Source organism: Cellulophaga algicola DSM 14237, from assembly GCF_000186265.1.
GTDB lineage: Bacteria > Bacteroidota > Bacteroidia > Flavobacteriales > Flavobacteriaceae > Cellulophaga > Cellulophaga algicola.
In genome coordinates, this window is the sequence record NC_014934.1 from 3,713,020 (window position 1) to 3,727,187 (window position 14,168).

Here is a 14,168-nt window from a genome sequence, read left to right on the forward strand (position 1 = left end):
AATTATGAATTCAGATATAAAAGAGATTGAAACTAAAATTAATTCCATACTTCAAAAAAATGAAGATGCTATAATGGGCTATGAAAAAGCAGCCGAAAATGCAAAGGGAATTGGTCTCCAAAGCTATTTTAGTAATAAAGTATTAGAAAGAAAAAATTTCCTTATCAGTTTAAAAGCTGCGGCACCTGCTCTTAATTTAAGAGAGGATATAGATGGCAGTGTAACTGGAGCCTTGCACCGAACTTGGATGGATGTAAAAGCTGCATTCTCTAGTGACGATGATGAAGCCATGCTTGAAGAAGCCATTAGGGGAGACAAAGCTGCCATAGAAGAATACAATGAAGTTTTGTCAGAGGTTCATTTGCCTGTAGCGGTCGCTACGCTTCTTAGACAACAAATAACATGGATCAGAGAAGATTTAGAAAAGATCAAATCTTTAGAAGATGTCATTTAATTTTTATTAAAAACGAAAAAAAAAGCCCCTAAATTTGGGGCTTTTTTAGGTCTTATTTTAAGTGTGATTATGATTCCTAACCATATAGCGTAGCCAGCTATACGTGCTCATTATTTTGAATTTCTGAAAGTTACTTTCTGTAGATGTACGGCGGTCAATTCCAATACGTCTTCTAGTTCCTTGTTGGATTCAAAATTTACTTGATTTACTATTTTGTATTCAAAATCGACTTCAAAGCAATCAGCTTCAAAAATCCACGGAGTCACTAAAAATGTGCCATCTTCATTCCTATTTATATGATATGTTTTGTCTTCTATTGAGGTGTTTATCTCCAGCTTTCGCCCCGTTTTAGGAACCTCTTCTCCACAAATTATGAGTGATAACCGATCACAAAAAAGGAGAATATAATACAAATCATCTTCAATTTTTTTATTGATTCCATATAGTTTTCGCTGTACTTTGCTTTTTTCATAAATTTCCGCCAAGAAGTGTTTCATTTCTTTGTTTGTATCGTTTCCGTACAGAAATTGTAGATGCCTAGCAATTAGCAAAACAATCCAACCCGATTTTTGTTTAGACTCCTTATACAATTTTTTTGCATGGGCAATAGCATCTTTCTCATAGCCACCCTCCATCATAAAATCTCTAGGTGTTCCTACGTTGGTCAAATAATTGGTGGCATCAAAATCTACCATATAATCGTCATGATCGGTTATTGCAGCTAAGGTCTCTACCCAATGAGTGTGCCGCAATTCTTGGTTTAATTGATACGCAAATTTACCAGCCAATAAGCCGTGTGTATAATGCGAAATAATTTTCCATCCATCGGTATGGTGTCTAACAATCATAAGGAGTGCTTTTATTAATAACGGTACCTATCTAAGCCTAAAGTTCCAATTATTCGCTCCTTTTTAATACTATAATTCATAAAATATTTAATGCATTTGATGATTACCATTTAAATCTAGTGCGTGTAGTTTTTTGTTTCTAGAAATTTAATTTTATACGGATTACGTTTTCGATATGCGGAAATAGTTTTAGCAGAATGGAAAGAGTGCTCTTTAGCATCCATCAAATGCAGTAAATCAGAAGTTCCTTCCACCAATTCATTTTTGTCTATAAAACCAAAACCTTGGTAAACACCGTGTAGTACCAAAACAAAACTTCGTTCCTGTGTATTCCTGCCTTTTTCAAGAATTACGAAATTTTCATTCTCGTTATTCAAATGATCCAGTGCCTGTGTTACGCGGTCATTGTATGCTTCAATAGCTTCTTCTTCCCTACAGATACCTTTACAACTACTAGAACTAATAGTGCTGCATTTTGTTTTTAAATTGTGTACCCCTGTAAAGCTAGGACACAACTCAAATTTTTCTGTAAGCTGGGCAAGTCGCTCAATAGCTAAAGATCGTTTCAAGAAAATTTCTGTGGGGGTATGTTGAAACGGTCTTCGCTCTACTTTTAATTGTAGAATGCCCTTCTTATTTCGGATGGGAACAATCAAATAGGTGATGTGTTTTTTCTTTTGAATATAGTTGTAATAGGGGTCTAGCTTTGTTATTAAATCTGCTTCTCGCAACAAGGCTACTAACTCACTCCCCATAGGCTCAAAGTCAATAAAATAAGTAGCAGTACATAACAGCAGTTCTTTTTCTGTTGTGGCCGTAAAGTGACTTAAAACTCTCTTTTTTATGTCTTTAGCTTTCCCTACATAGATAACTTTTTTATCCTCATTTTGAAATTTGTAAATTCCTGGCACCTTAGGCAATCGATCCAATTGTGCCTCGGCGATATGCTTGGGAATCCGGTAATTTAATTTTGGTTTAGGTTGAAGTAGTGCTGTTATTATTTCTTCGTTTTCATCTAAAGCTAGCAATCTTTGAAAGAGTGCGCTCGTAGCATCATTAGACTCCTCTAAAGAATCTGCTACATCAAAAGGGATTCCTAACACACTAGTTAGATAAGGTAATTCATAGGATGCCATATTCGGAATCAATTTCTTAGAAAGTCTTACGGTACATAGTTGCGGCATATCAAAAGCATACCCGATATGGCGAAACTGCGTTTTTAAATGATAGTGTAAAAAGGATATATTGTGCCCTACTAAAATGCACCCCTGAAGTTCCCTGAGAATGGTATCGGCAACTTCTGAAAAGCTTGGAGCATTTAACAAGGCTACATCTGTTAGCCCTGTTGCTTCTTGGATGTATAAGGGGATACGCTCTTCTGGGTTAATGTGAGTGGCAAGTACACACGTCCAATCGCCATCAATACATTTATGGATCACGATACCTACCGTTCTAAAATATAAGGGCTTGCGGCCATAATTAATCATAGAAACAACCGCATAATTCGTATTTGTCATAAGCTAGGACATTAATTAAAATCCATCCCGGAGGATAAATCAATGGTATTAGGCTTCGGCGCATCTTTCACCTGATGGAATTGATGCCCAACAGTCTCCTGTGCCACCAGTGCTTCCGGTAGGCCTGTTAGAAAATACGTTTCCGCATCATCGGTATTTTTTCCATCTTGGGTAGGGGTAGATCTTGCATGAACTGCCGAAATAGATGCGGTGTTTCTGGTAATAATAAGTCTGTTTTTTGCACGCGTAAGCGCTACGTACAACACCCGACGATCTTCTTCTATAGCATCAATATCATCAAGAGAATACGCAGACGGGAATGATTTTGGGGATACATTAAGCACAATACACACATCTGCCTCTAAACCTTTTGCGGAGTGAATGGTAGAGATAATCACATGATCTTTTTGCTCGTCCGTACTTAATTTAGATTCCGTTAGCACATTAGCGCCATTCATTTTTTCCGCATTATCTAAAAGGCCTTCTCCTATAAATTCCCCTAAACTAGCGTAGCTTTCGGCTAATAATTTAAGAACAGGAAAATCAGCCTTCCGTTTTTCGGTCCAATCTTTTCTATATTTAAAAGCTAAGCCTAGTGCCATAGCTTCATAGGAGATTTCTACCATTTTCCCCACTTTGCCTTTTTCTTGGGTAACGGCCCGGTACAATTCTGATATTATTTGACCATCCGTACCCGAAATATTCGCAGCTAGTAAGGTGGCAATGGCTGTTTTTCCTTCGTCTGCAATAATTGCCGCCATAATTCGTGAAGCCCTAACTTCACCGATGCCTTCCCAGAAAGTCAGAAACCGAACCCATGCTATTTCATCATAGGGGTTATTTACAATCCTTAGTAAGGATACTAAATCTTTTATATGGGCAGCTTGTAAAAATTTGCGACCCCCGTAAGTCACATACGGTATTTTTCTTCTTATAAAAACAGCTTGTAGTGATTTGGTGTAATACTGTGACCGCGATAATATCAAGTGGTCTGCAAAATTACGATCTTCGTCTGTATAGTTTTTCAAGATTTCATCCGCAATCCAATTCGCTTCTTGCCATTCATCACTCACATTCAAAATAATAGGTTTTTCCCCAGGACCACGAACCGCTTCCAAGCGTTTGTTGTAATCAATAGTAGCATGGTCTAATAACCAATTAGAGAGATCTAAAATTTCTTGCGTAGACCGGTAGTTTTTTTCTAATTTGTACACTTCGGATTGCGGTACACGGTCTTTAAATTGATGCACATTTTTAAAATCAGCTCCTCTAAAAGAATAGATAGATTGGGCGTCATCTCCAACACAGAATAGTTTACAGATTTCAACGAATGGCGATAATAATTCCCACTGTAGCGGATTTGTATCTTGCATTTCATCAACAAGCAGATATTCCAAATTTTGAGCTAATAGTTCCCGAGCATCAGCATTTGTTTTTAACTGCGTAGCTACTACCAATAAGAGATCATCATAATCTAAATAGCGTTGTTCCATTTTCTTTTGTTGATAGGCGCGCAAGAGGACTTCAACATGGGGTTTCATCGCAGCAATCTCATAATCTGTGTCTTTATCTACCTTACTTTTAAAAAGAAGAATACGTATAGATGCCGTTAAGTTCTTTTTCGTATTTCTAGCATAAGAATAGATATCTAGCAGTTGCTGCGGTTTAATCCGCAATTTCGCGTAGGTATCCGCATGCGTACCAGAGATCATTTTCATAATACCTAACTGATCGTCAGGATCAATGACTGTAAAGGCGGCAGCACCAAATAAATTAGGGTATTTTAGTATTAATTGATTACACCAAGAATGAAATGTAGCACCGCTAATAGCCTGACTATTAGATTGTGGTAAGCTAGCTTTTACACGCTCTACTATTTCATTAGCGGCCTTTTTAGTAAAGGTTAGAATTTGTATTTTTGAAGGATCAACGCCAGATGCAATGAGGTGTGCAGCACGTGCAATAATGGTACGTGTTTTTCCGGTACCTGCTCCTGCAAGCACCAGTAGATGTTTGCCATCATAGGTTACTGCTCTTAGTTGTCCCTGATTAAGTTCTTCTTTTAGATGCATTCCTTTACGATTAAAATGAATGATTAATTTCCTTATGGATATATTCCATTTAAGTGGATAATTTCCAAAATTAAGGAATTTTTCTTACATAGTGTAATTCCACAGTTATTCAAGAACCTATACTAGGTATAAAGTACAGGCGTCTACGATATACATTTTACAATACAGATGGCGTCATTGCGAAAACAATTCTTAAAAAAATGATCTCTAGTGTATAGCCTTTATATAAAATTAATTAAGATTGGTCTTTTTATTTAAAATGCTAGAATAGTTTTCTGAAAAATTTTATAATGGATTACCATTGAAGTCTTAAATTAAATTCTTTTCAAAAGTTTGATTTTGTTTAGTTTTAAGATTTTTAGAGTAAATAAGTATATTTAAACTTTGTAAGAGTTCTCCGTTTTATATAATTAGAGTTAGAAATAAATGATTCCGTTCGTTAAGAGACATGGTTAACACAAGTTAAAGCTTAGACTTTGCACTAAATTAGTTTCTAACTTTGTTGCTTGTTGTTTATTTCTAAGATGTTTTTCATCAAAGTAACCTAAAAATACCTTTCTATAAAATACGTTCCAAATTCCATTGCCAAGTTCTTCAATTGCAACGTGTTTACCTTTTAAAGCAGCGGATACATATACGCAAAAATAAGATTTCCATCTTACAGCTCCACTTTCTGTTACTTTGAGTATTTTAACTTCGTGTCATACTCAAAGTTGGGTATTCTTTCGGGGAAGGGTCTCGTAGAGAAGTCATGTATATCAGCTGATGTTTTCATATCTAATGCTTCATGTGGTCTTATGGTATTATATTGTTTTACAAAGTGATTTAAACGTCTTTGTTGGGCTTTTAAATAATATACAGAAGGCTTGGCACAAGCAGCTTTTAAATCACGATGCATGCGTTCATGTCTTCCGTTATTTTGTGGACTAGCAGGTTCAGAAAACACAGGACTAATACCTAGTTCAATAAACCAGTAGGAGAGTTGTGTAAAACGTTGTATTGCCCTTACAGAACCAAAAGGACTACCATTATATGTGTGTATTTGTTTAGGAATTCCATATATTCTAAAAACCCTTTTAAACTCTGCCTTAGCAGACTTTAAGTTTTCTTTATAGTGACCTTTAGCAGAGAATAAAAATCGACTTTTAGAGTCTGCAATTGTTAATGGATGACAATATATTTTATTACCCATTAAGAACTTTCCCTTATAGTCTGCACTCCAAACTTCATTACATGATTAAGGGTCAAATATGGGGAAGACTGGCTTGACTCTTCTCATCCTTTTTTGAGGACATAGAAAACCGTTTCTTTTAAGAATATTATGAACATAACCACAGATGGGACTTCTTGACTTAAAAGTTCTTTAAACAATATCGCTCTACTTTTTTTAGCTCCCCAGAGTTTATATTTCTTCTTTAATTTTACAATACTATCAACGATATTCTCATTGGTTGCATTGGGGTGTTTGCCAGGTGCTCTTGACTGCTCTTTTAGCCCTTCATAACCTCGATTTTCAAACCGACTTATCAACTTATAAGCCATTGGTCGAGAGATTTCAAAACTTTTAAATAATTCTGTTATAGTATACTTTCCTGTACGTCATTCACAAATAAATTCGATTTTTTGCTCCATTGTTGTGCTTACTTTCCAAGGCATGATAATTTGATTTTTATCTCAAATTAACCCTTAAAAAAGTGTAAACCATGTGCCTTTAACTTTGTAAACGATGTGCCTTTACCATACCAAATTTTATTGCTTTACTTTCCAATACAAAAATTAGCAAATATATTTCCTAGCAAATCATCACTTGATATTTCACCAGTAATTTCACTAAAATGAAATAATGCTTGACGAATATCTATAGCCAATAAATCTCCAGAAAAACCAGAATCCATTCCATATTGTACTTTTTGAATCTCTTCAAAGGCTTTTAAAAGTGAATTGTAATGTCTAGAATTGGTTACAATAGTTTCGTTGTTTCTAAGGGCTCCTGTGTTTATCAGTCCTAATAATTCTTCTTTTAAATCTTCTACGCCTTCACCCGTTTTCGCTGCGATAAAAATAGTTTTCAGCTGTGCAGATAATGATGCCATTTCAGAAGAAATAAGCGTGGTGGTTTCAGTAGCTATTTTATCTGCCTTATTGACCAACAAAAGAATAGATTTCTGTGGAAACTGATTTTTTATCTTTTCAATTTCTATTTTTAAAGCGTCTATCTGTTTTTTCTCTTTTATAAGTGCACCATCAATTAAATAAAGGACAACTTCTGCTTGTTTTATTTTTTCGAATGTTTTCTTTATCCCAATACCTTCAACAATATCTTGCGTTTCACGAATTCCTGCCGTATCAATAAACCGAAATCCGATACCATCAATAGATAGTTCATCCTCAATAGTATCACGGGTAGTACCCGCAATATCAGATACAATAGCTCTATCTTCGTTTAATAGCGAGTTTAATAAGGTAGATTTTCCAACATTAGGTTCGCCTACAATAGCTACCGGAATTCCGTTTTTTATTACATTCCCTACAGCAAAAGAATCTATAAGACGTTTTAAGACCAACGTAATTCTATTGATAAGGTCTTGAAACTGCGCTCTATTCGCAAACTCCACATCTTCCTCTGAAAAATCTAACTCTAATTCTATTAAGGAAGCAAAGTTCATTAGCTCTGCTCGCAATTCTTTTATTTCATTGCTAAACCCGCCACGCATTTGCTGAATGGCAATTTGATGACTCGCAGCATTGTCCGAAGCAATAACATCTGCTACGGCTTCAGCCTGACTTAAATCTATCTTTCCATTTAAAAAGGCACGTAAGGTAAACTCTCCGGCGTCTGCAGTTCTGCATCCATTTCTTAAAAATAATTGGATAATTTCTTGCTGAATATAGGTGGAGCCATGGCATGAAATTTCTACTATATTTTCTCCAGTATAAGAATTAGGTCCTTTAAATATAGAGGCTAAAACTTCGTCTAAAATACGGTCTCCATCTACAATATGTCCTAATAAAATGGTGTGTGTCTTTTGGTTGGATAGTTTTTTACCTTTCCTAGATACAAAATGGTTTGAAGCAATAGTAATAGCATCATTACCAGAAAGGCGAATTATAGCAATGGCTCCCGCACCAGATGGTGTTGCTAGTGCTACTATAGTATCTTGTTGTATCATGATGCAAAAATATAAAATAGAATCTGGTAATCTACTACCATAGTATAATATCTAGATTTAGCAGTCATTTATTAGAGGAATGCTAGGCTGTAAAAGGTCAAAAATATTGCTTAGTCATCTATTCGTTAAAGGAATGTATAAAATAGTAAGCTTAGGTTTTAAAGTTTGGTTTAAGAAATTTTCAAAATACTTTTTTGCAACTGTAATTCAGGAATAAAGGCTTATGTCTGTGTATGTATAAATTGTTGTTTGTGAGTGGTTTGTGGTTATATAATCTATAATGTGTTGATCTATGTATTTTAAAATAATTGCAGGAAAAAATGCCGTTTTATAAAAGCGGCATTTTTTTTGATATATACCTTTTTAGACCCGCAATAGAGGGGATTTTACAACGTACAAAATAAAAATATTTTATGATGGTGATTCATTCTATTTTGTACATTCGTTGTCCATTAACAATTAAATTATATATGAATAAATTAGCAGTAGTAGCAATGATTGCATTATTTTCTTTAGGAAAATCTTATGCACAAGAAACAGAACAAGTTAAAGATTCTATCATAGTCGTAAAAGATATGATAAAAGAACAAGAGGATTTAAAGCAAATAGAACAAGCTAAAGTAGAAGCTGCCGCAGCAAAAGCAGAGCAGAAAGCGGCTGAAAAAGAACAAAAGGCAAAAGAAAAAGAGCAGAAAGCGGCTGAAAAAGAACAAAAGGCAAAAGAAAAAGAGCAGAAGAAAATAGCGAAAGAGCAGAAACAAGCAGAGAAAGAACAAAAGAAAGTTGAAAAGGAAGCTAAAAAGGCCGAAAAATTAAAAGATCAAATAGCAGATAAAATACAAGATATTCAAAAAAGTGAAGACAAAATCGCTAAATACGATATGAAACTTGCAGAAGGTCAGCGTAAAGGCAAACTTTCTCCTGTAGATATAGGCAAGTTAAATGATAAAATTTCGAAAGAAAACATCAAAATTTTAAAGGAATCAGAAAAATTAAGAAAGTTAGAACGTAAACAATAATTTTTTTTCTTGTAACAATTTGTTTTCTCATGCGTCTTATTAGTACATCAATCAAAAATCAAAATATCATGCAAAAAGAAAACAAACAGTTATTAGTCATTACCCATTTAAGTCAATTATTAGATGTTGTAACAGGTTTTGGAGGGTTTATAGTTCCATTAGTAATATGGTTAACCCAAAAAGATTCGGTATTGAATATGGAAGAGAATGGAAAGGCAATTATGAATTTTAGAATTAGTATGTTTATCTATTTTATTATTTGTATTCCTATGGTGCTTTTATTCGGCTTAGGGGTATTAGGTTTTTTAATATTAGGGATTTTAACTTTTGTATTTCCTATAGTAAATGCCATACGAGTTAGTAATGATCAACAACCGTATTATCCTATGAGTATCAAATTTTTATAATCAAATACTTTATTAAAAATAAAAAACCCCAATCACGTAAGTAATTGGGGTTTTTCTATAAAAATCTGGTTGGTATTAATTATTAAGCATTACAGGCATAACAAGCATTGTAACCAATTCTCCTTCATCTAAACCATCCACAGGAGTTAAAATACCAGCTCTATTTGGTAAACTCATTTCTAATGAAACATCATCAGAGGTTAAGTTCGCTAGCATTTCAACCAAAAATCTTGAGTTAAAACCAATTTGCATATCATCGCCTTGGTATGAGCATGTTAAGCGCTCTTCTGCTTTATTGCTGTAATCAATATCTTCAGCAGAAATATTAAGTTCTGCACCAGCAATTTTTAAACGTATTTGGTGCGTTGTTTTATTAGAAAATATAGAAACTCTACGAACAGAGCTCAACAACTGATTTCTAGAAATAGATAATACATTTGGATTCTCTTTAGGGATTACCGCTTCATAGTTTGGATACTTACCATCTATTAAGCGACAGATAAGTTCTGTGTTTTCAAAACTAAATTTTGCATTACTTTCATTGTACTCAATAGTTACGTCAGATTCACTACCTCCTAAAATACCTTTTAAAAGATTTAAAGGTTTTTTCGGCATAATAAACTCTGCAACTTGCGAAGCAGAAATATCTGTTCTTTGGTATTTTACCAATTTATGTGCATCAGTAGCTACAAAGGTTAAACTCTCTGGAGAAAACTGAAAAAAGATACCACTCATTACGGGTCTTAAATCATCATTACCTGCAGCAAATATTGTTTTGTTGATAGCTGTTGCTAATATGTCTCCAATAATAGTTGTAGAGCTAGGGTTTGCTAATTCTACCGCTTTAGGAAACTCAGCACCATCTGCATAGGCTAAAGCGTACTTACCATGATTAGAGCTTATTTCAACTGTATTGTTGTCTTCAACAACAAATGTTAAGGGTTGCTCCGGAAAGGTTTTTAATATATCTAATAATAGTTTTGCAGGAACTGCAATTAAACCTTCATTATCAGAATCTACATTTAAAACAGAACTCATCGTAGTTTCTAAATCAGAAGCAGAAACAATTAATTGGTTTTGTTTTAAATCAAATAGAAAATTATCTAGAATTGGTAGTGTGTTGCTGTTGTTAATTACGCCACCTAAAACTTGTAATTGTTTAAGTAAATACGTGCTAGATACTATAAATTTCATTCCTTATGTGTTTTATTTTCTCTTAAAATCTGTCGATGAATTAGTAATTAGAATATTAAAATTCTTTGGTTACTTAGACCGTCGCAAGAAAAACAAAGATATTTTAATTGTTGTTTTTAATGAAACAAACTTATCAACAGTTATTGCCCTATCAATTGCTACAAATATAGTATAATTATTGTCTATTATTAACGTCTAAACCTACTGTTAATCAAGGAAAACCTTTTAAAAGTAAGTGTATAATTTTTACAAATTTAGAATACTCGTTTTTAACAATGTTTATAAGTAGCCTAAAACCTACTCTATTTTACTTAAAATCTATGGTGATGGTATCTCTATAATCTAAACCGAGTAGGGTAGAGGCTCCTCCTACAGTATTTAAATCACTCTTATAGATGGCTAATTCTATATAGTTAGATGAATTAAAAAGGGCTAACAGGTCTCCTGGGCCGTTTCGTCTATCTTTTTCTAAATCAAAATTTATAATATCACTATACTTATTATAGATTTTAGTAATTTTTTTATTTCGAGCATTTAAAATAAAATCTCTCCCTTTTCTATAGGCTTCAAAAGTATGCCTTTCTATATTCGTAATGACATTCCCAAAATTATCAATATAAATTACGCTCCCAACAATACCATTGCCATTTTCTGTAATTCTAGGGGCAAATTCTCGAATATCTTTTAGTTTATTAAACAATTTACCAACAACTTCTAAAGTGCCACCGCGCGCAATATGACAAGCAACTTTAACAAATACATCTAACACAGGAAATGATCCATGTTCTGGATTGGGAATATTAATTTCAACGACCTTTTCAGGAGTAATCTCAGAAGTAATTAAACCAATAACACCATTGTTTGCGGTAATAAAATAATGACCATCTACAAGGATTGCAATGTGCTGGTTTTCAGGGGTTGGCTCAGAGTCTACCCCTACAATGTGTATGGTGCCTTTAGGGAAACTCTTATAAGAATTTTTTAAAATATAAGCACATTCTGGAATGTTAAACGGACTTATCTCATTAGAGATGTCAACAATTTTAGCGTCGGCTAATTCCGAATAAATAGCACCTTTAATAACGCCAACAAAATGGTCCTTATATCCAAAATCAGTAGTTAATGTAATTATTGCCATGTAAGACTGTTGATATTTTTTTACTTTATGAAACTGATTTTTACTTAAGTTTGTTTAACAAAATTACACAAATTTTAAGGCAACTAAAATTAATATTTAATAGGTAAGTAATTAAATCCCATATTCTTTGAAAGAACTTGTAATTGAACTCACAGAAATTAGTCCTAGAGATTTTTTTGGACAGCAAAATGAAAATATAGACTTGATAAAAAAGTACTTTCCAAAGCTAAAAATTGTAGCACGAGGAAGTAAGATTAGAGTCTATGGCGATGACGAACTTCTGGAAGAGTTTGATCAGCGTTTTAAATCACTTACGGAACATTATGTGAAGTATAATAAGTTAGACGAGAATAGTATTGAACGTTTGCTTATGAGTACTGCAGAAGATGATCTGTCGGCTTCTGAAAGTAGTGGAGAAGTCATCATTCATGGTGTTAGCGGTCGTTTGATAAAAGCACAAACCGTTAATCAGCGTAAATTGGTTGATGCCGTACGCAAAAATGACATGGTTTTCGCAATTGGCCCCGCGGGTACGGGTAAAACATATACCGCGGTAGCACTTGCTGTAAAAGCCTTAAAAGAGAAAAGAGTCAAACGCATTATTCTAACGAGACCAGCAGTAGAGGCAGGTGAAAACCTTGGGTTCTTGCCAGGAGATTTAAAAGAGAAATTAGATCCGTATATGCAGCCCTTATACGATGCGTTACGCGATATGATTACGCCAGAAAAACTGGCTTTTTATATAGAAAATGGTACCATACAAATTGCACCATTGGCATTTATGCGCGGTAGAACATTAGATCATGCTTTTGTAATTTTAGATGAAGGCCAAAATACAACGCATGCCCAGATGAAAATGTTCTTAACAAGAATGGGTAAAAATGCACAGTTTTTAATTACGGGAGATCCCGGGCAAATAGATTTACCTAGAAGAACCGTTTCAGGATTAAAAGAAGCTTTGTTAGTTTTACAAAATGTAGAAGGAATTTCAATTATCCAATTAGATGATAAAGATGTTATCCGTCATAAATTAGTGAAAAAAGTAATAGAAGCTTATAAAGGTTTAGAGCACCAAAACTAGCTTTCAATTTAATATATAATAATAGTCAACGCATTCCTTAAGAGCATGAACAATACAATTACAGATACAAATTTTAATTTTCCAGGACAGCTTAGTATTTATAAAGGAAAAGTAAGAGAAGTGTACACTTTAGCAAATGACATTATGGTAATGATTGCTACAGATAGGCTTTCTGCTTTTGATGTTGTTATGCCAAAGGGTATACCTTATAAAGGTCAGATACTAAATCAGATTGCAACGAAAATGATGGCAGATACGTCAGATATTGTTCCCAATTGGTTGCTAGCAACACCAGACCCTAACGTAGCTATTGGGCATGCTTGTGAGCCTTTTAAAGTAGAAATGGTAATTCGTGGATACATGTCTGGGCATGCAGCTCGTGAATATAAAGCAGGTAAAAGAATGCTTTGTGGAGTAGCTTTGCCAGAAGGGTTAATAGAGAATGATAAATTTCCTGAACCTATTATAACGCCAGCGACTAAAGCAGAAATGGGCGATCATGATGAAGATATTTCTAGAGAAGATATTTTAAAAAGAGGAATTGTTTCTGAAGAAGATTATAGCATCCTAGAAAAATATACCAAAGATCTTTTTCAACGAGGAACAGAAATTGCAGCAGAGAGAGGTTTAATTTTAGTTGATACCAAATATGAGTTTGGGAAAACTAAAGACGGTAAAATTGTATTAATTGATGAAATACATACTCCAGATTCTTCACGCTATTTTTACACGGAAGGGTATACCGAAAGGCAAAAAAATGGGGCGATGCAAAAACAACTTTCTAAAGAGTTTGTACGTCAATGGCTAATTTCTAATGACTTTCAGGGTTTAGAAGGTCAGAAAGTACCAGAAATGTCTGATGATTATATTACAACGGTATCAGATAGGTATATTGAACTATATGAGAATATCGTAGGAGAATCATTCCAAAAAGCTAACATTTCAGATATTCAAACAAGAATAGAAACTAATGTTTTAGCGTATTTAAATAAAAGCTAAGTACAAAAATTACTTAATAATAACATGAGCAGTAACCAAATTAGCTTTTTTAAGAGGTGTTTTTTGGCTAGTTTTTTTGTACTCTGTATTTTTAATGGCCGAAGATTTAGGACTTTCTTGAGTTGTACCATAAAAGGTAGCTGATCCTATAAATGCCATAAGGAAAATAAAGCTCTTAATTTTTTGAATTCTTTTCATGCTCTCGGAGGTTTGATTGCTGAAATTAATAAAATATTCTTAAAATAATGCGTTTTGACTTAAAAAATTAC

13 protein-coding genes and 1 pseudogene are annotated in these 14,168 nt (G+C 34.0%); 5 read left to right on the forward strand and 9 right to left on the reverse strand.

Going from position 1 to position 14,168, the window contains the following annotated elements:
- Positions 1-4: 4 nt before the first annotated feature.
- Complete coding sequence (locus CELAL_RS16150) at positions 5-454, forward strand: ferritin-like domain-containing protein (RefSeq protein ID WP_013551963.1); 450 nt, start codon at positions 5-7, stop codon at positions 452-454.
- 110 nt (positions 455-564) lie between these two features.
- Here CELAL_RS16150 and CELAL_RS16155 read toward each other — a convergent pair whose 3' ends face one another.
- The 6 genes and pseudogenes from CELAL_RS16155 to mnmE form a co-directional block, all read right to left on the reverse strand.
- Positions 565-1,302, reverse strand: coding sequence for a DUF3891 family protein (locus CELAL_RS16155; protein WP_013551964.1), 738 nt, complete (start codon positions 1,300-1,302; stop codon positions 565-567).
- Between the two features lie 116 nt (positions 1,303-1,418).
- Positions 1,419-2,819 (reverse strand): exonuclease domain-containing protein, encoded by a 1,401-nt coding sequence (locus tag CELAL_RS16160; RefSeq protein WP_013551965.1) that lies wholly within the window; start codon positions 2,817-2,819, stop codon positions 1,419-1,421.
- 11 nt (positions 2,820-2,830) lie between these two features.
- Complete coding sequence (locus tag CELAL_RS16165; RefSeq protein ID WP_013551966.1) at positions 2,831-4,891, reverse strand: ATP-dependent helicase; 2,061 nt, start codon at positions 4,889-4,891, stop codon at positions 2,831-2,833.
- A gap of 676 nt (positions 4,892-5,567) precedes the next feature.
- Positions 5,568-6,110: pseudogene (locus CELAL_RS16170) on the reverse strand (integrase core domain-containing protein); the annotation flags it as partial.
- Between the two features lie 56 nt (positions 6,111-6,166).
- On the reverse strand, positions 6,167-6,433 hold the full coding sequence (locus tag CELAL_RS16175) for a helix-turn-helix domain-containing protein (RefSeq protein WP_052304013.1): 267 nt from the start codon (positions 6,431-6,433) through the stop codon (positions 6,167-6,169).
- A 215-nt stretch (positions 6,434-6,648) separates the two neighbouring features.
- Entirely contained in the window at positions 6,649-8,061 is a 1,413-nt protein-coding gene (mnmE, locus tag CELAL_RS16180; protein ID WP_013551967.1) for a tRNA uridine-5-carboxymethylaminomethyl(34) synthesis GTPase MnmE, read from the reverse strand.
- 470 nt (positions 8,062-8,531) lie between these two features.
- Here mnmE and CELAL_RS22400 point away from each other — a divergent pair, with 470 nt between their 5' ends.
- Positions 8,532-9,080 (forward strand): hypothetical protein, encoded by a 549-nt coding sequence (locus CELAL_RS22400; RefSeq protein WP_041557775.1) that lies wholly within the window; start codon positions 8,532-8,534, stop codon positions 9,078-9,080.
- A 68-nt stretch (positions 9,081-9,148) separates the two neighbouring features.
- Positions 9,149-9,487, forward strand: coding sequence for a DUF4870 domain-containing protein (locus CELAL_RS16190; protein WP_041557776.1), 339 nt, complete (start codon positions 9,149-9,151; stop codon positions 9,485-9,487).
- Between the two features lie 75 nt (positions 9,488-9,562).
- Here the strand turns inward: CELAL_RS16190 and dnaN are convergent, their stop codons facing one another.
- Together dnaN and CELAL_RS16200 are read right to left on the reverse strand one after the other, a co-directional pair.
- A complete protein-coding gene (gene dnaN / locus CELAL_RS16195) occupies positions 9,563-10,681 on the reverse strand; it encodes a DNA polymerase III subunit beta (protein WP_013551970.1) in 1,119 nt (372 codons plus the stop codon).
- A 307-nt stretch (positions 10,682-10,988) separates the two neighbouring features.
- Complete coding sequence (locus CELAL_RS16200) at positions 10,989-11,819, reverse strand: SAM hydrolase/SAM-dependent halogenase family protein (RefSeq protein WP_013551971.1); 831 nt, start codon at positions 11,817-11,819, stop codon at positions 10,989-10,991.
- A gap of 127 nt (positions 11,820-11,946) precedes the next feature.
- On the opposite strand from CELAL_RS16200, the gene CELAL_RS16205 reads away from it, so the two are divergent.
- Both CELAL_RS16205 and CELAL_RS16210 read left to right on the forward strand, forming a co-directional pair.
- Positions 11,947-12,900, forward strand: coding sequence for a PhoH family protein (locus tag CELAL_RS16205; protein WP_013551972.1), 954 nt, complete (start codon positions 11,947-11,949; stop codon positions 12,898-12,900).
- A 45-nt stretch (positions 12,901-12,945) separates the two neighbouring features.
- Complete coding sequence (locus CELAL_RS16210; RefSeq protein WP_013551973.1) at positions 12,946-13,899, forward strand: phosphoribosylaminoimidazolesuccinocarboxamide synthase; 954 nt, start codon at positions 12,946-12,948, stop codon at positions 13,897-13,899.
- 9 nt (positions 13,900-13,908) lie between these two features.
- Here the strand turns inward: CELAL_RS16210 and CELAL_RS16215 are convergent, their stop codons facing one another.
- Positions 13,909-14,097 carry a hypothetical protein gene (locus tag CELAL_RS16215; protein WP_013551974.1) on the reverse strand — a complete coding sequence of 63 codons (189 nt, stop codon included), beginning with the start codon at positions 14,095-14,097 and terminating at the stop codon, positions 13,909-13,911.
- Between the last annotated feature and the right edge of the window lie 71 nt (positions 14,098-14,168).

Bases quoted from the DNA above. Each gene is read 5' to 3' on its own strand.
- CELAL_RS16150 (WP_013551963.1), top strand. From the start codon at position 5: ATGAATTCAGATATAAAAGAGATTGAAACTAAAATTAATTCCATACTT.
- CELAL_RS22400 (WP_041557775.1), top strand. From the start codon at position 8,532: ATGAATAAATTAGCAGTAGTAGCAATGATTGCATTATTTTCTTTAGGA.
- CELAL_RS16165 (WP_013551966.1), bottom strand. From the start codon at position 4,891: ATGCATCTAAAAGAAGAACTTAATCAGGGACAACTAAGAGCAGTAACC.
- CELAL_RS16175 (WP_052304013.1), bottom strand. From the start codon at position 6,433: ATGGCTTATAAGTTGATAAGTCGGTTTGAAAATCGAGGTTATGAAGGG.
- CELAL_RS16160 (WP_013551965.1), bottom strand. From the start codon at position 2,819: ATGACAAATACGAATTATGCGGTTGTTTCTATGATTAATTATGGCCGC.
- dnaN (WP_013551970.1), bottom strand. From the start codon at position 10,681: ATGAAATTTATAGTATCTAGCACGTATTTACTTAAACAATTACAAGTT.
- CELAL_RS16215 (WP_013551974.1), bottom strand. From the start codon at position 14,097: ATGAAAAGAATTCAAAAAATTAAGAGCTTTATTTTCCTTATGGCATTT.
- mnmE (WP_013551967.1), bottom strand. From the start codon at position 8,061: ATGATACAACAAGATACTATAGTAGCACTAGCAACACCATCTGGTGCG.
- CELAL_RS16200 (WP_013551971.1), bottom strand. From the start codon at position 11,819: ATGGCAATAATTACATTAACTACTGATTTTGGATATAAGGACCATTTT.
- CELAL_RS16190 (WP_041557776.1), top strand. From the start codon at position 9,149: ATGCAAAAAGAAAACAAACAGTTATTAGTCATTACCCATTTAAGTCAA.
- CELAL_RS16155 (WP_013551964.1), bottom strand. From the start codon at position 1,302: ATGATTGTTAGACACCATACCGATGGATGGAAAATTATTTCGCATTAT.
- CELAL_RS16210 (WP_013551973.1), top strand. From the start codon at position 12,946: ATGAACAATACAATTACAGATACAAATTTTAATTTTCCAGGACAGCTT.